Here is a 22,698-nt window from a genome sequence, read left to right on the forward strand (position 1 = left end):
AAGTCGACTTTTGTGGAAATGAGCCTTGTTGGACCACCTCACTCAGAAGGCAAAGAAACCTGAGTGAGCGGCGCAAAGGCGAATGGGGAAAAGAAAAATGTGCGAAGCCATATCTTCACACCCGGGCATGACAGCATGGCCGGGGATGCAATCCCCGCCCATGTGACTGTTCGCGCCCGGTCACGTCAGGCACGCTTAAAAGCGCCGCCTGAAAAGTCAAAAAGAGGATAGTGGGGTCCTGGGCTGGTCGGTGAGATGAAATTCCACGCCCCAGTTCTGCAATGCCGTTTTCAGGTTTTCCGTCGGCATCGCGTCCGTTACCAGATGATCAACCAACGCCGGGTCCCCGATCGTCACCGGCCCTTCGCGCTCGAACTTGCTGGAATCGCAAGCCATGATCCGGGTGCCCGACTTCTCCATGATATGTCGAGAGAAGATGGCCTCTTCCAGGTCGAACAGCGTGAAACCGTTTTGTGCATCGACCCCTGCCGTCGACAAAATGGCAAAATCTGTATTGAAGTTGGCGACGAAGGCCATCGCATCCACTCCGAACACACCGCCGTCCTCGCCGCGCAATTCGCCGCCAGCCATGAACACGCGGTTGTCATTGCGCATGGAAAGCCGGTAGGCCACATAGACCGAGTTGGTCACGATCATCAGTTTGCGGTGGCTTCGCAGCGCATCTGCGATATAGGCCGTGGTGCTGCCGATATCCAGAAACAACGAGCTTTCGTTGGGGATCATCGTCGCGACATAGGCCGCGATCCGCTTCTTGGCGGATTCGTTCAGGCTCAGGCGCTCCTGAAGATTGCCCTCTTCCTGCTCATGTTCGTCAACGAGCTGAACGCTGCCGTGGGACTTCTCCACAGCACCCATATCAACCAGCCGCTTGACGTTTCGCCTGACGGTTTCGCCGGAAATATCCAGGACCTCGGCGAGGACGCTAACCTTTTGAAGGCCACCGGCCTTGCGCAGCTCGTTGAGGATCTGCCTCTGTGTATGGTTCGCATAGGGTTCCATTCGAGTCATTCTCCACCAACAAACCGGTCCGCCAAACTAAGAGAAAACTCCACGCAAGGCCACAGCTGCTGTGGATTTCAGATCGACTTCACACGAAACAACATAATCACATAGCCGTTATGTGGACTTTTGGGGTATTGTGTGCATATTTGCATGGCAATTGTGGATTTAATGGCGATCAAACTGTGGATCGTCAAGGATTCCAAGGGCGTACCCCGTTTCCTGTCTTCGAAAGGCAGTGCCTGGGATGAGCATGCGCGTGAACAGAAGGCCCCGGTCGAGAACGGCCCGTTTAAAAATGAGGACCCCATGAGCGAGATCCCCTCTTCGTCAAAAGTCGTTGTCATCGGCGGAGGTATCGTTGGATGCTCCACGGCCTATCACCTTGCCAAAGCAGGGGTCGAGGTCACCCTTCTCGAACGCAAGAAGCTGACGTCCGGCACCACGTTTCACGCCGCCGGCCTTGTCGGCCAGTTGCGCTCGAACGCGAATGTGACCCAGCTGCTTGGGTATTCCATCGACCTCTATAACAAGCTCGAGCAGGAGACGGGTCTGGCGACCGGCTGGAAAATGAATGGCGGCCTGCGGCTCGCCTGCTCCGAAGAGCGCTGGACCGAGGTCAAGCGTCAGGCAACGACCGCACACAGCTTCGGCCTGGACATGCAGTTGCTCACTCCGAAGGAAGCGCTCGATCTCTGGCCGCTGATGAATATCGACGACCTCGTCGGCGCGGCTTTCCTTCCGACCGACGGCCAGGCCAACCCCTCGGATATCACGCAGGCCCTCGCACGCGGAGCCCGGATGAACGGCGCAAAGATCCTAGAGGACACCAAGGTGCTCTCCGTCGATATCCAGGACGGCATCATCAAGGGTGTTGAAACCGAGCACGGCCGTATCGAGTGTGAAAAGGTCGTCGCCTGCTGCGGGCAATGGACCCGGGTCTTTGCCAAGCGATACGGCGTGAACGTTCCGCTCGTTCCCGTCGAGCACCAGTATATGGTGACGGAGCGCATTGAAGGTGTGGACGCCGACCTGCCGACGCTGCGCGACCCCGATCGGCTGACCTATTACAAGGAGGAAGTCGGCGGTCTGGTCATGGGCGGCTACGAACCGAACCCGATCCTGTGGGCGAAGGACGGCATTCCAAAGGGCTTCCACTATACGCTTCTGGACAGCAATTTCGACCACTTCGAACAGCTGATGGAACTGTCGCTCGGCCGCGTACCGGCGCTCGAGACCGCCGGGATCAAGGAACTGATCAACGGTCCGGAAAGCTTTACTCCCGACGGCATGTTCATTCTCGGCGAGGCACCGGAACAGCGCAATTTCTTTGTCGGCGCGGGTTTCAACGCCTTCGGCATCGCCGCGGGCGGCGGCGCGGGCATGGCCCTCGCGGAATGGGTCAGGAACGGAGAAGCGCCGTTCGATCTCTGGCCCGCCGACATCCGTCGTTTCGGCCGACCGCATTTCGACGAGGACTGGATCCGCAAGCGCACCTACGAAGCCTACGGCAAGCACTACACCATGGCCTGGCCGTCGGAGGAACATCACTCGGCGCGCCCCTGCCGCAAGTCGCCCCTTTACGACAAACTGCTCGCCGACGGTGCGGTCTTCGGTGAAAAGCTCGGCTGGGAACGACCCAACTGGTACGCGGACGTTGCCGGCGGCGAACAGCAAGGCGACATCTACACCTTCCAGAGACCGAACTGGCACGCCGCGGTGGGACGCGAACACAAGGCCTGTCGCGAAGCCGCCGCGCTTTTCGACCAGACGTCCTTCGCAAAATTCGTCCTCAAGGGTCCGGATGCCTGCGATGCCCTGAGCTGGATTGCATCCAACGATGTCGACAAGCCAGTCGGCAGCCTCGTCTATACCCAGATGCTCAATGACCGGGGCGGCATCGAGTGCGACCTGACGGTGGTACGGATGAAGACCGACGAATATTACATCGTTACGGGCACAGGCTTCGCCACGCACGATTTCGACTGGATTTCGCGCAATATACCCGCGGGCATGAACGCCCAGCTGGTCGACATTACCTCCTCCAATTCGGTGCTGTCTTTGATGGGGCCGAGGGCGCGTGACATTCTGAGCGCGGTGACCCGGGACGACGTCAGCAATGAAGCCTTTCCGTTCGGCAAGGCGAAGGTCATCGGCATCGCAGGCTGCCCGGTCACCGCCTTGCGGGTTACCTATGTCGGCGAACTCGGCTGGGAGCTTCATGTCCCGGTGGAATATGCGATTGCCGTCTACGAAGCCCTGCACGCAGCGGGCAAGCAACATGGCCTGATCAACGCCGGCTACCGGGCGATCGAGACCTTGCGCCTCGAGAAAGGCTACCGCGCCTGGGCCTCCGACATCGGTCCCGATCACACACCAGACGAGGCAGGCCTCGGCTGGGCGGTCAAGCTGAAGAAGAACATCGACTTCAAAGGCCGTGCCGCTGTCGAGGCACAGCGCGGGAACGGTGTGAAGAAGAAGATGGCCACATTCGTCACAGACCCGGATGTCATCCTGCTCGGCCGCGAAACGATCTACCGCAACGGCGAACGCGTCGGCTGGCTCAGCTCGGCCGGGTTCGGTCACACCGTCGGCAAATCGATCGGCATGGGTTACATCCGCAACCCCGAAGGCGTTACCGCGGACTACATCAAGGAAGGCGCGTATGAGCTGGAAGTCGGCACGGAGCGCTTCTCCTGCAGCGTCTCGCTCGCTCCGCTTTACGATCCAAAGATGGAAAAGGTGAAGGCCTGAGACCTGCCAGTAGGGTGTGACCCCTCAATGCCTGTCAGATAACACGCCTTTCCTCGCAACGAACACGGACCGGCCCTGATCGGACTACTGCTGGTCCGCGCGCACCACCTTGCCCTTCACCGTCATGGGTTCGCCGTCCAGGGAGAGGGAGCAGCCGCGCAAGGGGATATCGAGGTGGCACGGCGTATCCCGGTCGCCGCCAGCTTCCGTGTTCGGTCCCGTGGAGAAGAGGAAGTTGCCGGCAAAGGAGCGGGAATCCATGCTGAGACCGGCCTCCCGGTCATAGAGACCGAGGGTCGTCCAATGCGCGCGCGGCTCCAGACCCCAGCCGACATGGGCCATGGCGAAGGCGGCCGGATCGTTGAAGCTTTCCATGAAGCGCAGCATGTATTCGGCCGTGAACCCGCCGTCGATGTCGGTCACGATACCGTCCCTGATCGTCAGAGTGACTTTTTCACGCGCATACATCTTGAAGGGCAGCAGGATGTCGCCCTGGTCGATGACGATGGTCCCGTTGGAGGATCCCTCATCAGGCCAACGGGCAACAAAGCAGCTCGGCCAATGATCCCAGCGGCCCGCTTCATCGGCCAGTCCGTATTGGGTCAGAACCGGATACTGTCCGAGACTGCAGGTGAAATCGGTGCCGGCGTCGGAGGTGACCGTCATGACCCTGGCGGCCGACATGAGTTTCTCGGCATTCAGAACCCGCGTCTTGCCCTCCGCGGTCGGCAGCATGCGCATCATCACTTCCGGCGGCTCGACCGCCAGCAGGATACGCGTGCCGGTCTTCAGGATGTCTTCCTGTTCCTTGGAGAAAAGCAACTGCATCGTGTCGATGATCATGTCGGCGGCCATCAGGCCCGCCAGTGCGGCGGTGTTGAAGGCGAGCGGGGTCTTGCCGACATAGCCGGACTTGTCCCGGCTGAGGGCCTTCTCGCCATTGATCGGCGGCAGGTTGATCATGGTCAGGATACCGCCGAGCTGCGCGATCGCGATGCGGCAGGTGCGCACGATCTGGGGATTGGAATCGTCACTGGTGAGGATGGCGATCTGCTCTCCGTCCTTGACCCGGCACATTTCCAGCACCTGCTTCCAGGCAATCACAAGGTCTGCATCGCTAATGGCCATTTTCACGTCTCCGGCTATGGGAAGGGGAACATCGGCTAGACCGATGTGAAGCTTCGATTGAAATGGACGAGGGCGGCTGTGCCTTCACGGACGCGCACCTCGCGGACGGTTCCGAAAAACACCGCGTGCGTCCCCTTGTCGATCGTGTCCGAGATTTCGCAATCGACATTGGCGAGCGCGCCCTCCAGGGCGGGCGCTCCGGTCTTCAGGGACGTCCAGGAAAACGGCGCGAACTGCTCGACGCCTCTGTGCTCGGTCTGACCGGCGAAGCAGAGCGCCGCGGCCTCGCCGTCGCCTCCCAGAAGATTGACGCAGAACGATCCCGCCTCGCGGATCGCCTCATAGCTTTCCCCGGCCCGGTTGACACAGACAAGCAGGGTGGGCGGTTCCATGGTGACGCTGCAGACCGCGGAGGCGGTCACGCCCCTGCGGCCGTCGCCTGCACCGGCGGTGATGACGGACACGCCGGAGGCCAACACGCGCATGGCGCTCTTGAAGGCGTCAACGGTACCGGCGGGAGGCGGCGTTTCGGAAACGGCTGGTTTGCGCACGGGAGATGTCACGTCAAAGCTCCTCCTCTGAAACCCTGTGCCAGATCGGCAGTTTGGCCAGTTGCTCCATGATGTAAGGCCCCAGCAGGACGACAACGAACAGGCGGACAGTCTGGAAGGTCAGCACGATGGGCACCTGCGCATGGCTGGCGACCGCGACCAGCGCAACCGTCTCGATGCTGCCGGGCGCCGTCGCCAGGAAGGCGGTCAGCGGATCGACCGGCAGGAACAGCATCAAAAGTCCGCCGAGCAAGAGACCCGCGAGGTTCAGGGCGACGCAGGACACCAGGATGACCGGAACATAGCCGATCACCTTGATCAGCGTGGCCTTGGTGAACTTGAGCCCGATCTCCAGGCCGATGATCGCGAAGGTCAGGCCGATCGCCTCGTCGAGCAGGACGATATGAAAGCTGCCGCTGGCTTCCAGGACCGAGCCGATGATGAGGGGAACGAGCATGGAGGCGGCGGGAATGAACGTGAGCCGCCCGAGCGGAATGCCGAGACAAGCGATCGCGGCCGAAATCAGGAGCGGAAACAGGGGGGACTCGGGCCCCGCTTCCGGCGAAAGCAACTCGATGGAGGCTTCACCCGCCCCGAAATGGGAGATCAGCGAGACCGCGAGGATAACGGATGCCAGGCGGGCATATTGCATGAGCGCCACGACACGGCCGTCGATGCCCCGTTCCAGGGCGATGACGACCATTGCGCCCGACATGCCCGGCAGACTGCCGAGAATGGCCGGCAAAGCCGGGACCTTGCCGAGCCGGTTGATCCCCCAGCCGGCCGCGAAGGAAACGATAAGAGTGAGCGCGGTCACCAGGATCAAGAGCGGCCAATAGGCCATCGCATCTATGAGAACGTCCGGCGTCATGCTGCGCGCGATGAAGACCCCGGCGAAGCCCTGGGCAAGTCGGTAGAGCGGACGTGGCATGGCCATGCCCGAGCCGTTGATACCGAAGACGATACCCGCGATCATCGACCCCAGCAGAGCCGAAGCGGGAAACTGCAGAAGAGACAGCAAAAACCACAAGACGGCGGCGAGCGAAAGCAGCCCCCCCCAGCCGGCCATCTGCTGCAGGTAGCTTCGCTCCGTCAGGACACCATCGCGCGGGAACACCATCAATAGAGCCTGTCCGAAAAGCCGAGCACCGCCTCGATATAGGCCGCCGCGTAGAGCATCCTGCTGTCCTCGCCGTAGCGTCCGACCACCTGAATTCCGGTGGGCAATCCGCCGTGAAGCTCCACCGGCAGGCTGAGACAGGGAACCTGCATCGTGGTCCAGGGCGTGTTGAAGACCGGTGCGCCGGTGACCGACAGACCTTCCGGCGCGGTTCCGGGCGCCGGTGGTGTCACAAGCACATCGAGGCCGTCCATCAATCCATGGAGCGTTTCGCGCTGTCGGATCACCTCCGCCTTCGCCGCTTCATAGTCGTCCAGCGTGGCGGTCCCGAGAAGGGTCAGAAAGTCCTTCGTGTTGCCGCCGAGCCGGTCCCAGTGGTGCAGCCGTTCGTAGGCAATCGCCTGGGTCGTTTCCCAGCCCATGATCCCGTGATGGGCCTGGTGCAGCCGGTCGAACCCGTCCGCCACCTCAACGACCCTGACCGTGACGCCGGCATCCTTCAGACGCCGCTCCGCGGTTTCCATCGCCGCGACGGCGGCAGGTTCCGCAAGCTCCCAGCGGGAGGTCCTGAAAAGGCCCACGACGGGTTTTGCCGGTTCTCCCTGGACCTCGAGCCCCGGCCGTGCGGCGACTTGCGCCGTGACCCAGGCGACGTCGCGCACGTCCCGGCCGATCAGGCCGAGCGTATCGAGATTATGGGACAGGACCTTCACTCCGGAAGCATCCAGTGTGCCGAAGGTCGGCTTGTAGCCGGTAACGCCGCAATAGGCGGCTGGACGGACGATCGATCCGGCGGTCTGGGTGCCGAAGGCGACATGGACCATCCCGGCGGAAACCGCCGCGCAGGAGCCGCTGGAAGACCCTCCCGGTGTGTGTTCCGGGTTATATGGGTTCCGCGTCTTGCCCGGATGGGACATGGCGAATTCGGTGGAGACGGTCTTGCCCATGATCAGGGCATCGGCGGAGCGGGACAGGACGACACAGGGCGCGTCCCAATAGGAATAGAATCCCTCGTAGATCTCCGAACCGTATCCGGTCGGCATGGTTTTCGTGTCGATGACATCCTTCACCCCGACGGTGACGCCGGCAAGCGGGCCGGAGGCTCCGGCTTCGTCCAAACGAGTCGCCTCGGCGAGGACCTCTTCCGCCGACAGGTGCTTCCAGGCCTGGACGGCCGGCTCGCGCGCTTCGCAGACCTCCAGAAAAGCCGCAGCGACGTCGACGGCCCTGAGGTCTCCCGTCGCCACCTTGCGCGCCGTATCCCGGGCACTCAGTTTCAAAATGGATGTGGCGGTTTCGGACGTCATTCGGCGACTCCGCTTTCGGCCGCAGAGCCGGCCTCATTGAGGGCGGGGCGCGTGGCAGACCAGGGTCTGGCGCGCTCGAGTTGGCCTGCCAGCGAAAACAGCAGCGCTTCCTGACCATAAGCGGCGCCGAAATGGACGCCGATCGGCAATCCCCCAGAAGACAGGCCAAAGGGAACGCTCATGGCCGGGCACCCGGACGCATTGAAGGCGCAAGTGAAAGGTCCGTGAGACCAGAAGCGGTCGTAGAAAGCATCAAGCGAGGTTCCGACACCGGCCATCTCGCCGATCCTGGGCGGCAATTCGCCCGTCGTCGGGGTCAGGAGAATATCGTAACGGGTAAAGAAGTGCCCGAGGGCACGCGCCGTCGCGTGCAGCTGGTTTACCGCCGCGAGATAGTCCGTGCCGGTCTTTCCCGCACCCTCGCGAACCCATTCGGCATTGACCGGTTCCAGCCGGGCGGCCGGATCGTCGATCCCCAGCACCTTGCCTCTCGCGGCCACGGCCGGTGCCACATTCACGCCGGCGATCACCCGCCAGGCGGCCTTCAGGGCGTAAGCGTCATAACCCGCGTCGTCGACTTCCTCGACGGTGTGCCCGAGGTCTTCCAGCAATCGCGCGGCCTCGCGTGTCCTTTCAAGGATCTCGGGATCCACCGGGGTTCCAACCGGTGACTTCAGGGTCATGGCGACCTTCAGGGGACGCGGATCTCTGCGGCTTGCTTCGAGAAAGGTGGTTTCCGGCGCCGGACAGCCGTAGGGATCGCCGACGTCGGCTCCCGCCGTCGCATCGAGGAGGGCCGCGTTATCGCGCACGGACCAGCTCAGCGCGTGCGGTGTCGACATGCCGGCGATCGCCTCGACCGCGACAGGACCCAGCGGATTGCGCATACGGCTGGGCTTGAAGCCGAAAAGTCCCGTATGAGCGGCGGGCAGGCGGGTCGACCCGGCTCCGTCGGAGGAATTGGCAAAGGGCAGGATCCCGGCGGCCACAGCGGCGGCCGCCCCGCCGGAAGACCCGCCGGGACCACGATCCAAGGCCCAGGGATTGAGGGTCGGGCCGAAGGCCTGGGGCTCTGTCGCGAAACTCAAGGCGAATTCCGGCGTATTGGACTTGCCGAGAATGACCAGCCCAGCCTTCTTGTAGCGGTCGACAAGGGTGCAGTCGCGCGCGGACACCATGTCCCGGAACAGGTCGCATCCGGTGGACAGCAGCATGCCCTCGACGTCGAGCCCGGTGTTCTTGATCAGGAAGGGGACCCCGGAGAACGGACCGTCCGGCAACCCCGCGTCCAGCGCGGCTTGAGCAAGGTCGAAATGCGCGTGAACCACGCAATTCAAAACGGGATTCAAGGCCTCGATCTGACGAACCGCCGCCTCAAACAACTCCTGCGCGCTCACCTGACCGCTCTTGACGAGCCCGGCGAGGCCGAGGGCGTCATACTGGATATAGTCTGAAATCTTCATCTGCTCTTACGCGATCTGGCTGAGGAAAAGCGACTTGTCCCAATAGTCCCGGGTCCCCTGCAAATGTCCGTCCGAGAACTCAAACACATGGACACCGGGCAGCCTGACGCTGCGCGGCGCCGGACGGGCATCGTTTTCTTTCGGCTTCGGGGTGAAGGTACCGGTCATCTCGTAACTGACGACGACGCTCTCGGCGGACCGGATCCGCTGCCGTTCCTGCCAGCGAACGTCCGACAACATGCGGAACAGGCCTTCGAGCCCCGCGCGCAGGGCCTCATGGCCCGCCCGGCGGCCGCCCATGGCTATTTCCTCGTGCCAGCCCCCGCTCGTATAGAGCTCGGTGGCGGCATGAGCGTCATGGGCGTTGTAGGCGCTGTAAAACGCGCTGACGATCCGGTCGATGTCAGACATGGCTAAATCGGAAACCGTATTTTGAGAAGAACAGGATGGAAGAGAAGACGGCGCACCGGGCGCCGTCTCCGAGCCGCTGTTACCAGTCCATGCCGGCCAGTTTTTTCACCTGGGAGACATAGCCTTCGCGGTTGACCTCATCATAGAGGCGCGCCCGCAGGCGCGGCGCCGGGCTGGCGTTGACGTTTTCGAACAGCGCGACGCGGCCGGCGAGGCTGCCCGTCGTCATATCCCAGATGAAGTTCATCAGAAGCTCCTTCTGCATGGCCGAAACGCCATGGCCGGGCAGAAGATCCGCCAGATAGTGGCCGATTTCCGGGTTCTCGAAAGCGTCCTTGCCGAAGCGCATGACAAGACCCTGACCGCACATTTCCTGAAGGACATGAATGATCTTGGGATAGTTCTCGATCGAGTAGAGACGGCCGGCGGTGAGCATCGACACGTCCGGCGTCAGCACGCCGGCTTCCGTCAGGGTGGCCTGGGCTTCCGCGGCGATGACGAAGGCGCGCAGGGTCTGGGCGTATTCGATGAGTTCGCCCAGCATCAGCTGCACGGCCGGGATCTTGCCGGTACCGAGGACGTCGAGCACCATCTGGCCAGCGCCGACAAAGAGTTCCGCCTTGACCGCCAGGCGGGTCAGAACATGCCAGTGCGCGAAGACGCAGACCGGGCCGTACCAGGACATGCCGGTGGGATCGCCGAGGTTGAAGATCTTGTCCTTGGGCACGAAGACATTGTCGAAGATGATGAACTGATCGGCTTCTTCGCCCATGGACGAAATCGGATGATCGAATTTGTCGGCACCGGGCTGCGAGACCATCTCGCGGGAGATCATCTTGATGCCCGGCGTGTTGATCGGCACGGCGCCCCAGATGCAGGCCTCGGGCGGCGTCGTGGTCAGGCCGCCGAGGTTGGTGAAGAAGATGTCATTGGCCTGGGCGGCGATGGAGCCCACGGTTTTGGCGCCTGACACGACAATACCGTCCGCGCGCGCTTCCTTGACCCGGAGAAAGGCCATTTCCGCCGCTTTCGGGTTTGAACGGTCGGTCTGCGGACCGGCCAGGCTTTCGGAGGCGGTCAGGTTGTTCGTCCGTCCGAACTCCATGTAAGCTTCGATATTCTCGACGAAATCCGGCGAGCAGCCGTCGATCATCGATTTCTTTTCCTTGAAGGCCGCGCGGTGCGCCATCAGGCCCGCGACGATGGCCGGGGAAAGATCCGGCGGACGGCCGAAGGTCCCCGCGGTCTTGAGGCTGGTGTATTCGATCATCTTGCGCCGGTCGGCGAGCTCTTCCGGCGTGGTCGGCACCTGCCAGGCGCGGCTGACGATCTCGTTGGTGGCCGGCTCCAGATAGGTCGTCTCGTCGGCATGTTCCTCGGTGAACTGATCGTCGAACATGGAGGCGATCAGGTCGACACCGGCCTTCAGCGCGGGCTCGTCGGTGACCTTGTCCAGCTTTCTGCCACCAACCCAGATCTGGCGGCCGTCGTCGAGGGAGGCCTTGAATTCCTCGCCTGTTTTCAACCGCTTGGTGACGGCCTCCGACATTTTCGACACTGATGCGTCCATACTGCTGCTCCTAAAAACCGACCCGGACGGGCCTGCCGTAAACCCACTGGAATGGCGTTGCGCCGTTTGTTCTTCGCGATTCCGCGGCGCTCGAACGCACCTGCGAACATCTGTTTCAAGGCTACGCATTCCAACCAAAAAAAATCAACCATTTTTTTTGGTTGATTTTTGTTGACCAAATTATGTGCCTGACTATAGTTGATGCAAATAGCCGCTCCCTGGCGATAGAAGCGCTCCCGGCGCTTCTGCTCACTTTAGAGAAAGTACATGATTTTCATTCACTTGCTCTCAAAACAGATCGCCAGAGCCTCAGGTTGGGCAGAACCTGCAAAGGCTCGAAAAAGTGCATCGCAGTGCAGCTCAACCGGCCACGCAGGAAAATCCGGTCTTTGTTTCCGAACATTTCAGCTGAATTGGCTCAACCATTTTACCGGCCTTTCTATCGAGAGAAATTTCGAAACGGTTTTTCCAGGTGCGGCCAGCCGGACCACACCAAAACCGTTCCACCGGCATCCGGTCTCCGGAGCCGTTGAGGTAGTAGACGGTGCCGCTGTCGGAATCCGACCAAAGCGCGCCAAACACCTGTTCGCCCGGAGCCGCGCGACCGACTTCTTCGGAGAACCAATGCGCCAGACTGACCTTGCAGGCCATGGCTTCCTCACCCGCGTTGGCGATGTCCAGCGGAACCTCCGTCAGGCCATCGGATCCGTGACCGAGATCCTCCGAAGACACGGCGATGCCGGACCCGGAGAGAACCATCAGAAAAACAAACAAGATCTTTTTCATAGATCACCCTTCAATTTTCGTTATTTACAGACCTAAAATAAATAAAAAATAATGTAAAGCTTGAAATCTCAACAAAGGGGAACAGCATGAAAAGTAAATATACTTTAATGGCAGGTGTTTTATCTTTGCTTGCCGCTACATCTACGCCAAGCTACTCAGAAGACATCAAATCAATCGCAATTCTCACCCCCGAGCAGGGCACCGATTTCGGCTGGAACCAGCAGGGTGTTGACGGCGCCAAGGCTGCCGGCGAAGCCACCGGCGTCGAAGTCGTGACTGCTGAGAACCTCGGTTATGGCGACGTTCGCGCCACTTTGCGGGAATTGGCCGAAGAAGGTCATGGCCTCCTGATCGCTCACGCCAGCGGCTACAACACGGCGGCGCCGGAAATCGGCAGTGAAGCCGCTGTTAAGGTCGCCATCGTCGACAGCCCCTCCGCCCTGAAAGAAGGCGCCGTGGCCGACTATACGGCGAGCGGTCACGCCGGCGCTTATCTGGCCGGACGTCTTGCCGCCAAGATGAGCCGTCTCGACACGGTCGGAATCGTGGTTTCCGGTGAGCCGCCCTCGTGGAACTCCCAGTCCGCTGCCTTCGCCGAAGGCGTCAAGGCGGAAAACCCCGAGACTGTCATCCGCTACGCGGTGATCGGCCCGGCAGCTTATGCGGACGCCGCAGGCGGCAAACGCGTGACCGAATCCCTCATCGCGGCCGGTGCCGACATCATTTTCGGCCAGGGCAACGGCTCCTCCTTCGGCATGCTGCAGGCGGTGGAAACCACAAAGGCGACCGATGGCGGCAAGGTCTATTTCATCGACGTGATCGGCGACAAGACCTCGATCGACAAGGGCTATCTCCTGAGTTCGGTGCTGTGGAACCTGACACCGGTCTACACCGCGATGATCGAAGACATCAAAGCCGACAAGTTCGGCACCCGGAACTACGACATCAACCTCGCGGACGGTTCCGTTTCCCTTCTCAAGACCGAGCACGTCCCGGACGATATCTGGGCCCAGGTCATGGATCTGCGTCAGGAAATCATCGACGGCAAGATCGTTGTCGAGCCCAAGTTCGACGCGGACTCGGTGCACGCGCTGGTAACCCAGCTGGACTGAAACCGACTTGTAGCCGACTGGCCGGGCGATCCTTCGCCCGGCACTTTTTCCCCAACAAGGCAAGACGAATGGCCGGAACCTCAGCAGCCGCGACCGCGCTTGACCAAGACGGTCCGCTCGTATCCCTCAAGAATGTGACCAAGCGGTTTCCCGGCATCGTCGCCAACGACCGGATCTCGATCGACTTCTGGCCCGGGGAGGTTCATGTTCTGCTCGGCGAGAACGGCGCGGGCAAATCGACCCTCGTCAGCATGCTCACCGGGTTTCAGCAGCCAAGTGAAGGCGAGATCGAGGTCGCCGGTGTCCCGCAGGACCTCTCCTCGCCCCAGCGCGCGCTCGACCTCGGAATCGGCGCGGTCTACCAGCATTCCATGCTGGCCCCCACCCTAACCCTGGCCGAAAACGTCTCTTTGGGCCGGCCCTGGTGGCAAAAACCCGACAGGCGCGGAATTGCCGATGAAATGCGCAAGACCGCGAACTCGGTCGGCATCACGATCCGGCCCGAAGCCCTGACAAGCGCACTTTCGCTTGGCGAACGCCAGCAGGCTGAAATCGTCCGCGCTCTCATGCGCGGCAGCCGGTTTCTCATCCTCGATGAAGCAACCGCGATGCTGACGCCGAAGGATGCGGAAAAGCTCGGCAATCTGATGCGGCTGATCGCGCAGGACGGCCGGGGTGTCGTCTTCATTACCCACAAACTCAATGAAGCCGTGGCCTATGGCGACCGGATTTCGGTGTTGCGCCTGGGCAAGAAGGTCGGCGGTCTGCCGCCTGAACAGCTCCGCGCCATGGACAAGACCGAGGCGCACGACGAGATCGTCCGGCTGATGTTCGGCACCCGGACAACCGGCAGCGAAGCAACGGAAAACACGCCGCCGCCCCAGCACAAACTCGACGAAACCGAAAAGCCGATCCTGGAGATCCTTGCGCTGGAAGTGGATGACGAAGCGACGCCGGTTTCCGGCATCGAACTCAAGATCCGCCCCGGCGAGGTCGTTGGCATCGCCGGTATCGACGGCAACGGTCAGGTGCAGCTTGCCGAAGCCCTTGCGGGCCAGCGCCCGGTCAGAAACGGACGCATCTATCTGGACGGCGTGTCGATCGAGGACAAGTCCATCGGCGGCCGCCGCAACCTGGGGCTCAGCTATGTGACCGACGATAGGCTCGGCGAGGGCATCGTGGGCGCTTTCCCGGTGTCGCTGAACCTCCTCCTGAAACAGATTGGGGACGCGCCCTTCTGGAAGCATGGCCTGGAGCAGCCGGCCGAGATTGCCCGAAACGCGACCGAAAAGGTCGCGGCGTTCGACATTCGCACACCCGGCATCGGCACGCCGGCCGGAAAGCTGTCGGGCGGCAATATCCAGAAACTCCTGCTTGCCCGCGAACTCGGCGAAAAGACCCGGGCGGTCATATTCGCAAAACCGACCTACGGGCTCGACCTTCAGAATATCGCCGCCTCGCGAAACCGCATCCGCGAAGCCGCGGACGCCAGAAAGGCGGTTCTGCTGATCTCCACGGAACTCGATGAGCTGCTGGAGCTGAGCGACCGCATTGCCGTCATGTCGCAGGGGCGCATCGTCGGAATCGTGGACAACAACGAAACGGCGCGCCAGCGCGTCGGAGAACTGATGAGTGGTGTTGGCGAATGACCAGCGAGACAGCAATCGCGCCTGAATCGGGCGGAAAGGAACGCAAGGTCCGGCTGAACATGCACGACGACCGGCTTCACTTTCTCATCATCACGATCGGACCGGTGCTGGCAACGCTTGTCATCGCCAGTCTCATTCTGCTGGCGATGGGCGTCAGCCCGCTGGATTACTACGGCTACATCTTTCAGCGCGGGGTCATGTCGCCATCCGGCGTGCAGGCGACGCTGACCCGGATGGGGCCGCTGCTTCTGATCGCCGCCAGCCTGATTGTCTGCTTCCGGGCCGGCATCTGGAACCTTGGAGGCGATGCCCAGTTCATTCTTGGCGCCGTCTTTGTGGCCGCCGCGGGGCCTGAACTGGTCGACGCTCTGCCTGCCTGGCTGATGCTGCTTCTCTGCCTTGCCATCGGTGCCGCGGCAGGCGCCGTCTGGTCCCTCGTCCCCGCCTTTCTGCGGGCCTATCAGGGGATCAACGAAATCATCACCACGATGATGATGACCTTCCTGGGCGGGTCGCTGGCGAACGTCCTGGTCAAGCTCGTTTTTCTCGATCCGGAAACGACCGTCCCGCAAACCCGCACCCTGGCCGTTCCGGACCGCCTCCCGAGACTGTTCGACACGACCGTTTCCAGCGGCGTTCTGCTTGGGCTGGCAGCGGTTCTGATCGTTCATTTCACGATGAACCGCACAGCGTTCGGCCTGCGTCTGCGCATCGTCGGCGCCAACGCCAAGGCGGCGGTGCACGCCGGGCTGCCGGTCGCGACCCTGACCGTCATCGTCTTTTCCATTTCCGCCGGGCTTGCCGGCCTGGCCGGCGCCGTCTCCGTGCTCGGACAAAACGGCAATGTGCGCGCGGACTGGAACCCGGCCTACACGCTGACCATCGTGCCGCTGGTGTTCCTGGCTCGTTTCAACGGCTTCGCCACCATCGCCTTCGTGTTCCTGTTCTCCGTGCTTTCCATCGGCAGCGAGAGTGCTGCGCGGCGGCTCGGCGTTCCCAATTACTTCACCCTCGTCACCATGGCGACGTTGCTCATTCTGATGGCGGTTGCCGAAATGATCGACCAGCGCCGAAGCAAGGGAAAGGCGGTTTAAGATGGCGCTCTTCACCGAAGCATTCCTGACGGCTCTTCTGGCCGGGGCGATCTCGGCGGGCATTCCCCTCCTCCTGGTCGGGCTCGGCGAGCAGATGTCGGAAAAATCCGGCGTTCTCAATATCGGTATCGAAGGCATGATGCTGGCCGGCGCCTATACCGGGTTCCTGATCGCCTGGAAGACCGAATCCATGGGACTCGGCTTTATCGCCGGTGCCGGGGGCGGCATGTTCGTCGCCCTGTTCATGGCGGTTCTGTGCGTACGCATGGGCCTCAACCAGATCGTCATCGGCATCTCGCTGACCCTCGGTGCCGAGGGTGCGACCGCGATCCTTCATCACTTCCAGTTCAGCCGCACCTATCCGCGCCTGCCGGCCACCCTGAAATGGGACATTCCGGTCCTGCACGACATCCCGGTGATCGGCCCGGCCCTGTTCGGCCGCGAACCGGTCGTCTATTTTGCGCTGATTCTGGTGGCCGTCTTCGCCTATCTCTACCGCCGCACCCATTTCGGCCTCGCCCTGCAGGCCGCGGGCGACAAGCCGGCGGCTCTCGATTCCTCGGGCGTCGACGTTCTCAAGGTGCGGACCGTGGCGGTCCTGACGACTGGCGCGCTGGCCGGTCTCGGCGGCGCCTTCATGGCCATTGTCGGTGCCGGTATCTTCGTGCCCTTCATGACCCATGGCAACGGCTTCATCGGCATCGTTCTCGCCATGCTCGCCCGCGGCCGGCCTCTTTGGGTGCTGGGTGGCGCAACGCTGTTCGGGGCCTGTCTCTCCCTGACCACCGCGCTGCAGGTCGCCGGCATCGACATTCCGACCGACGTCATCCAGATGCTGCCCTTTGCCGCCGTGATGGCCGTACTGATCGTGCTCGGCAGCAAGGCGAACCTGCCGGTATCGCTCGGCACGGCCTACGCCCGGGGGGAGCGCTGACGAAAATGCCGCTCCTTTCTCCTCTTCCCTGAAACAAAGACCCGAGATCCATGTCCAAGCTCAGACAGCCGACCTTTACGCTGACCACCGGTCCGGTGAACTGCTACCCGGAAGTCCTTCAGGGCCTCGCGCGTCCGGTGCTTTACGACTATGACCCGGTGTTTCAGGAGACTTACGAGCGGGTTTCGCGCAAGCTTTGCAAGGTCATGGCGACCGACGAACCGCCGCTGATCCTGCAGGGCGAACCGGTGCTCGGGCTGGAAGCGGCGGCGGCTTCCGCCGTCTCCGGCGAGGACACCGTGCTCAATCTCGTCTCCGGCGTCTATGGCGAAGGCTACGGCTTCTGGCTTCAGCGCTACTGCAAGGAGCTTATGGAAATCCGCGTGCCCTTCAACGAAGCCATAGATCCCGCCAGCGTGGAAAAAGCGCTTGCCGAGAGGCCGGATATCAAGGTTGTCGCCGTCTGCCACCACGACACGCCGTCGGGCACCATCAATCCGGTCCGGGAGATCGGTGAGATCGTGGCGAAGAGCGGCGCTATCTTCATCGTCGACGCCGTCTCTTCCTTCGGCGGCATGGACGTCCTGCCCAACGACATCAAGGCGGATATTTTCGTGACCGGCCCGAACAAGTGCCTCGGCTGCCCTCCCGGCCTGTCGCTGCTGTCTGTCTCCGATGCGGCCTGGAAGAAGATCGAGACGAATCCGACCGCGCCGTCGGCCTCCATTTTGAGCCTTTCCGACTGGAAGACCGCCCATAAGGCGACCGACCCGTTCCCTTTCACACCGTCGGTCGCGGAGATCAACGGTCTTGAGGCCGCGGTCGACCGGTACCTCGAGGAAGGAGCGCAGACGGTCTGGGCCCGCCATGCGCTGACCGCCCGGGCCTGCCGGGCCGGAGTGACGGCCATGGGTCTCAGCCTTTGGGCGGCCTCGGAGGATATTGCTTCGCCGACCGCAACGTCCGTGACATTGCCCCAAGGTGTGAGTGATGCCGCGCTCCGTGGAAAGATGCGGGAGACGTTCGGCGTCATGATTTCCTCCGGCCGGGGAGAAACCCATGACAAGCTCGTCCGGATCGGCCACATGGGTCCGACGGCGGAACCGCTTTACGCAATTGTGGCCCTGACCGCGCTCGGCGGCGCGGTGTCGGAGCTGACCGGCAAGGCCTACGATGTCGGCGCAGGTGTCACCGCCGCTATGGAGGTGATTGCCGCTGCCTCTTGACCAAATCAGTGGAACCGGACTTTTTTTGGTTGGATTTTCTGGATCGAATGCTCAAAAGGTTCCCTACTCAGGATAAATTCGGTATTTTCTAGCTCAGTTCAAAATGGAGTTCGGATGGCCTTAACAACCACTTCGCAACCGATTGAAAAGAAGATGAATTATTCTTCTTATTCAACAGAACTGCGTGAGGAATTTGCCTCGTTCACCAAAGGCAATATCGAATCTTTAAAAGAAAAATTTCCGCGGGAGGAAACACTTGACTAATTTGAGCATGGAAAAAAGTACTCAATCTTCAGACAACGGCACCTCCAATGCCCCCGACGCAGTCCCGAAGAAGCTCGGAAACCTGATCGAGAGCCTGCGCGACATCCAGCGCAGCGAAGGAGAACTTCCACCCGAGCGTGTACTGGCCGAGAAACTCGACGTGAAGCGGCATACGCTGCGCAAGGCCCTGCAGGTGTTGCGGGAGTTGGGGGAGGTCGAACCGGCCAAGACCGGGCGGCGTGCCAATTCTCCGAACGGTACGGTACAGAGCGGACGCATCGCCCAGTCGACCAATCCGCTGGAAGTCATGGAAATGCGCATGCTTCTGGAACCCGCCCTGGCGCGGCTGGCGGCACTGCGCGCGTCTCCGGCGGAGATCGAGCGGATCCTGAGTGCGGCGAAGTCTCCGGCCGGCATGAATCCGAGCGAGGCCGACCAGCTCTTCCACCGGGCGATTGCGGCCGGGTCGCGCAACAGCCTGGCCAGCGAACTGCACGTCCTGCTGCACCAGGTCCAGAACGACAGCCGTCTCCGCTTCGCCGACAGCGACAGCCAGACCACGCCGGAACGTGTCGCGGCGCGTGACGCGGAGCACGAAGAGATTGCCAGCGCCATCGCCCGGCGAGACCCGGACAGTGCGGAAAAAGCCATGTGGGAGCACCTGGCCGTGGTTCAACGCAAGATCATCAGCCGCCTTGGCGTCGGTTCCGTCGACGCCGCTTAGGTCCCATTCCCAACCGCAGAGGTTCATGGTCCATGGAAAAATACGATGTCCTTATTGTCGGCGGAGGGTCAGCCGGATGCGTTCTGGCGAACCGGCTTTCCGCAGACGGTCAAACGTCGGTCGCCCTCGTGGAAGCAGGGGGCAGACCGACGGATCCGGACATCGCAGTGCCGCAGATGTGGCCGTTCATCCAGGGGCGGGATTTTGACTGGTGCTACGAGACCGTGCCGCAGCCGGGAACGGCAGACCGGCGTCACGCCTGGCCGCGCGGCAAGGTTCTCGGCGGATCGAGCTGCCTGCATGCCATGGCCCATGTCCGGGGCCATCCGGACGACTTCAAGCCCTGGGCGGAAGCCACCGGCTCGTCCCGATGGTCCTATGAAGGCCTGCTGCCGGGCTTCATCAAAAGCGAGAATTTCTCGGAAGGGCGAACCGCCTATCACGGGACCGAAGGCCCCTTGCCCGTCTATCTTCCAGGTGCCGATGTCAACCCGGTGGTCTCAGCCTATATGCAGGCCGGGCAATCCCTGGGCGTTCCCAAACTGAGCGATCACAACGGCCCCAATCTGATCGGGACCACACCCAACTCGCTGACCATCCGAAATGGACAGCGGGTGAGTGTCGCGGATGCCTATCTGTTTCCGATCATGGGCCGCTCCAACCTGTCGGTTCTGTCCGGAACGTCGGTCCTGAAACTTCTGATGGACAAGGGCCGCGTGAGCGGCGTGGACGTCCTGCGGGACGGCAAGGTCCAGACGCTCATCGCCGACGAATACATCCTGAGCGGTGGCACCATCGCCAATCCCCTGCTTCTGATGCGCTCCGGGATCGGCCCGGAAGAGGATCTCGCGCGCATCGGCGTGCCGCTCCAGCTCCGGCGCGAAGCCCTGGGTCAGAACCTTCAGGACCACTTGCTCGGAGCGGGCAACGTCTACCGGTCCAAAAAACCGGTTCCGCCCTCGAAACTGCAGCTTTCAGAATCGCTCATGTATCTGAGCGCGGAAGACATGACCAAATCGGACGGCAAGCCCGACGTGGTACTCGGTTGCGTGACCGGGCCGAGCGTTTCGGAATGCTTCGAGGCACCGGCGCCCGGTGAGGCCTATACGCTCCTCTTCGGCGTCACCCACCCGACGAGCCGTGGCTTCCTGAAACCGACCGGCGCCGGCCTTGCCGACAAACCGGTGCTGGATCCCGCCTATCTGCAGACGGAGGTCGACAGGGCGCATTTCCGCCGCGCGCTGGAATATGCCCGGGCGGTCGGTCACAGCGAGAACATGTCCGACTGGCGGCTTGAGGAAGTGCTGCCCGGCAAGGACGTCCGGACCGCTGAAGAGTTCGACGCGTTTATCGCACGGGCCGCCATCACCCATCACCACCCGATCGGCACCTGCCGCATGGGTGCGGACGAGGAGGCGATCGTGGATGGCAACCTCAAGGTCAATGGGCTCGACAATCTGCACATCGTCGACGCCTCTGTCCTCCCCACGTTGACCTCCGGCCCTGTCCATGCGGCCATTCTCGCGGTCGCCGAAACGTTTGCAGCGGAGTTCCTGCAAACGTCGGATCTTCTCGACGTGGCGTAAACCGCGAATAGCGAGGCGTCGACGAGAACCGATAATCAGCCCGGAGGTTTCAAATAGCCGGTTCGAATTCGGCGCGCAGAGCCTTGCGCCGGATTTTTCCGAAGCCGTCCCGGGGCAGGTTGTCGTGGAACCGGAAGACCTTGGGAATTTCCTGGGAGCTCAGGTGACCGGCACAGAAGTCGTGCAAAGCCTTGCTGTCGAGGCTGCGCCCCTTCTTGGACACCACGCAGGCGACCATCTTCTGTCCCCACTCGCGATCGGCGATGCCGAAGACAACCGCGTCGAGAACATCCGGGTGGCGATGCAGCACCGCTTCCACGGTCTCGGGATGGACCTTGACGCCGCCGGTGTTGATCACGTCGTCGCGGCGCCCACCGAGATAGAGGTATCCCTCCTCGTCGAGCCGGCCGGTGTCGCCGATGGACTGGTAGCCGTCACGATCCCGTTTCGGCTCCGGGGCCTCCGGGCCAATGTAGCTGCTGCGGCCGGCGGTGTCGTCGGGAAGCATGAAGATCTCGCCGCTCTCGCCGGCAGGACGCGTTTGACCATCCTCGCCATAGATGCGGATTTGCGTTTCGAAGCCCCGGCCGACGGAGCCCCGGTGCGACAGCCATTCCACACCGGAGATGACTGTCTGCCCTGTGTTCTCGCCCGAGCCGTACATTTCGGTAACGCGTTCGGGGCCAAGCACCTCGATCCAGGCTTCCTTGAGCCAGGAGGCGCAGGGCGCCCCGGTGTGGTAAAGCGCGTGCAGGCTTTCCAGCGTCGCGCCGCTCTCCTTCAGGCGGTCCAGCATGCGGACCATCATCGTCGGAACCAGCATGGCGAAACCGACCTTGAACCGGTCGATGGCCTGAAGGGCGCGCACCGCATCGAAGCGTTCCATCAGCACCAGGGTGTTGCCCTCGAAGAGGCCGTTCTGGGCCCAGGTGAAGGGCGCATTGTGCGACATGGCTCCGCAAACGAGTTGCACCTGGTCACAGCGGAACCCGAGCCGGGGCGCGACGCGGCCCCAACTCTGTCCCGGAATACGCGTAAAGGGCCGGTCGTCCGCCATCATCTTCGGCAGACCGGTGGAGCCGCCCGACAGGACGATCTTGCCCGGCGCCGAGACGAGATCGTCCACCGGGGCCTCGGACATACCGGCGGCAAGCGCCTCGAAGGCCTCGAGCGTCATGTCCCCCGCTGCCGGATCGGGCGCAATCACCAGCCGCGCGCCGCTCCGCTCCCGCATGGCCCGGACCGCCTCCGGCCGCATGCCGGGGTCGAGCACCATGGTCGTGGCGCCGCAGCGCCAGACTGCAAGCGCCAGCGCCAGATGCGAGGGAACGTTGCCGACCGCAAAGGCGACAACGTCGTCCTGACCGACGCCCCGCTCCAGCAGCGCTTGGGCGAAACGGTCGGTCAGCGCGTTGAGGTCCGCCCAGCTCAGGGACGTTTCGCCGCCTCCGGCTGCCAGGAAGCGCACGGCTTCCGCCGCACCGCGCTCCTGCGCGAGCTGGCGCAGGCGCGCGCCGTAGCTGATTGGCGACCCGGTCATGCCTTCACTCCACACCTGTTGCTCACACTTCCTCGAAGAGGATTTCCTGAGCGCCTTCCCACAGGACCTTTGGCCCGATTTCGGAAAGCTTGTCCAGATTGGAGGTCAGCGTGATGAAGTGATTGCCGGCAAGCTGGCCCATCTTGGAAGCGAAATGCACGCCACCGTAGGCGAGCAGGATTTCCGTCTCCGAAATGCCGCCCGGATAGAGGATGAACTGGCCCGGCGCGGGAAAACTCGTGTGGTTCTCGTAGTCGACCCCGAAGTCGGTTTCGCCGAGCGGGATCCAGACTCCCTCGCCGCTCCAGCGCACATGCACCACCTGGCTCTTGTAGGGCAGTTGCGCGCGAAAGGCCGCGACGGTCCTGGGTGCCTTCTCCTCTTCGAAACGCGCGTCGAATTCGACACCGGCGATGGTGATCTTGAGATTTGCCATGATTTCTTCTTTTCCTTGAGATT

19 protein-coding genes are annotated in these 22,698 nt (G+C 62.3%); 8 read left to right on the plus strand and 11 right to left on the minus strand.

The window, feature by feature from the left end:
* Window positions 1–216: 216 nt before the first annotated feature.
* Window positions 217–1,020, minus strand: coding sequence for a DeoR/GlpR family DNA-binding transcription regulator (locus JF539_RS26280; RefSeq protein WP_207144192.1), 804 nt, complete (start codon window positions 1,018–1,020; stop codon window positions 217–219).
* Window positions 1,021–1,329: 309 nt separating this feature from the next.
* Here JF539_RS26280 and JF539_RS26285 point away from each other — a divergent pair, with 309 nt between their 5' ends.
* Entirely contained in the window at window positions 1,330–3,774 is a 2,445-nt protein-coding gene (locus JF539_RS26285) for a GcvT family protein (protein ID WP_207144242.1), read from the plus strand.
* Window positions 3,775–3,858: 84 nt separating this feature from the next.
* Here JF539_RS26285 and JF539_RS26290 read toward each other — a convergent pair whose 3' ends face one another.
* From JF539_RS26290 to JF539_RS26325, 8 genes are all read right to left on the minus strand, one after another.
* Entirely contained in the window at window positions 3,859–4,902 is a 1,044-nt protein-coding gene (locus JF539_RS26290; protein WP_207144193.1) for a 2,5-dihydroxypyridine 5,6-dioxygenase, read from the minus strand.
* 35 nt (window positions 4,903–4,937) lie between these two features.
* Complete coding sequence (locus tag JF539_RS26295; RefSeq protein WP_207144194.1) at window positions 4,938–5,465, minus strand: flavin reductase family protein; 528 nt, start codon at window positions 5,463–5,465, stop codon at window positions 4,938–4,940.
* Between the two features lies 1 nt (window position 5,466).
* Window positions 5,467–6,573: an AbrB family transcriptional regulator gene (locus JF539_RS26300; protein WP_207144195.1), complete on the minus strand. Its 1,107-nt coding sequence runs from the start codon at window positions 6,571–6,573 to the stop codon at window positions 5,467–5,469.
* A complete protein-coding gene (locus JF539_RS26305) occupies window positions 6,573–7,880 on the minus strand; it encodes an amidase (RefSeq protein WP_207144196.1) in 1,308 nt (435 codons plus the stop codon). Before JF539_RS26305 ends, JF539_RS26300 begins: the two co-directional genes overlap by 1 nt.
* Window positions 7,877–9,343 carry an amidase gene (locus JF539_RS26310; RefSeq protein WP_207144197.1) on the minus strand — a complete coding sequence of 489 codons (1,467 nt, stop codon included), beginning with the start codon at window positions 9,341–9,343 and terminating at the stop codon, window positions 7,877–7,879. The genes JF539_RS26305 and JF539_RS26310 overlap by 4 nt, the downstream gene beginning before the upstream one ends.
* Window positions 9,344–9,349: 6 nt before the next feature.
* Window positions 9,350–9,754: a nuclear transport factor 2 family protein gene (locus JF539_RS26315; RefSeq protein WP_207144198.1), complete on the minus strand. Its 405-nt coding sequence runs from the start codon at window positions 9,752–9,754 to the stop codon at window positions 9,350–9,352.
* A 79-nt stretch (window positions 9,755–9,833) separates the two neighbouring features.
* Window positions 9,834–11,324 carry a 4-hydroxyphenylacetate 3-hydroxylase N-terminal domain-containing protein gene (locus JF539_RS26320; RefSeq protein ID WP_207144199.1) on the minus strand — a complete coding sequence of 497 codons (1,491 nt, stop codon included), beginning with the start codon at window positions 11,322–11,324 and terminating at the stop codon, window positions 9,834–9,836.
* 360 nt (window positions 11,325–11,684) lie between these two features.
* Window positions 11,685–12,110, minus strand: a complete 426-nt coding sequence (locus tag JF539_RS26325; protein ID WP_207144200.1) for a hypothetical protein — start codon at window positions 12,108–12,110, stop codon at window positions 11,685–11,687.
* Window positions 12,111–12,235: 125 nt separating this feature from the next.
* On the opposite strand from JF539_RS26325, the gene JF539_RS26330 reads away from it, so the two are divergent.
* The 7 genes from JF539_RS26330 to JF539_RS26360 all read left to right on the plus strand — a co-directional run bounded on the left by JF539_RS26330 (window position 12,236) and on the right by JF539_RS26360 (window position 20,699).
* Complete coding sequence (locus tag JF539_RS26330; protein ID WP_207144201.1) at window positions 12,236–13,222, plus strand: putative B6 ABC transporter substrate-binding protein; 987 nt, start codon at window positions 12,236–12,238, stop codon at window positions 13,220–13,222.
* A gap of 68 nt (window positions 13,223–13,290) precedes the next feature.
* A complete protein-coding gene (locus JF539_RS26335; protein ID WP_207144202.1) occupies window positions 13,291–14,871 on the plus strand; it encodes a putative B6 ABC transporter ATP-binding protein in 1,581 nt (526 codons plus the stop codon).
* A complete protein-coding gene (locus JF539_RS26340; RefSeq protein WP_207144203.1) occupies window positions 14,868–15,965 on the plus strand; it encodes a putative B6 ABC transporter permease subunit 2 in 1,098 nt (365 codons plus the stop codon). Before JF539_RS26335 ends, JF539_RS26340 begins: the two co-directional genes overlap by 4 nt.
* Before the next feature lies 1 nt (window position 15,966).
* Window positions 15,967–16,899, plus strand: coding sequence for a putative B6 ABC transporter permease subunit 1 (locus tag JF539_RS26345; protein ID WP_207144204.1), 933 nt, complete (start codon window positions 15,967–15,969; stop codon window positions 16,897–16,899).
* A 50-nt stretch (window positions 16,900–16,949) separates the two neighbouring features.
* A complete protein-coding gene (gene ppaT, locus JF539_RS26350; RefSeq protein ID WP_207144205.1) occupies window positions 16,950–18,125 on the plus strand; it encodes a pyridoxamine--pyruvate transaminase in 1,176 nt (391 codons plus the stop codon).
* A gap of 271 nt (window positions 18,126–18,396) precedes the next feature.
* A complete protein-coding gene (locus JF539_RS26355) occupies window positions 18,397–19,113 on the plus strand; it encodes a FadR/GntR family transcriptional regulator (RefSeq protein WP_207144206.1) in 717 nt (238 codons plus the stop codon).
* A gap of 32 nt (window positions 19,114–19,145) precedes the next feature.
* Complete coding sequence (locus JF539_RS26360) at window positions 19,146–20,699, plus strand: GMC family oxidoreductase (RefSeq protein ID WP_207144207.1); 1,554 nt, start codon at window positions 19,146–19,148, stop codon at window positions 20,697–20,699.
* Between the two features lie 49 nt (window positions 20,700–20,748).
* On the opposite strand, the gene JF539_RS26365 is transcribed toward JF539_RS26360, so the two are convergent.
* Window positions 20,749–22,239 carry an AMP-binding protein gene (locus tag JF539_RS26365; protein ID WP_207144208.1) on the minus strand — a complete coding sequence of 497 codons (1,491 nt, stop codon included), beginning with the start codon at window positions 22,237–22,239 and terminating at the stop codon, window positions 20,749–20,751.
* Window positions 22,240–22,261: 22 nt separating this feature from the next.
* Entirely contained in the window at window positions 22,262–22,675 is a 414-nt protein-coding gene (locus JF539_RS26370; RefSeq protein WP_207144209.1) for a DUF3830 family protein, read from the minus strand.
* Between the last annotated feature and the right edge of the window lie 23 nt (window positions 22,676–22,698).

The organism is Roseibium aggregatum (assembly GCF_017309185.1).
Taxonomy (GTDB): domain Bacteria; phylum Pseudomonadota; class Alphaproteobacteria; order Rhizobiales; family Stappiaceae; genus Roseibium; species Roseibium aggregatum_B.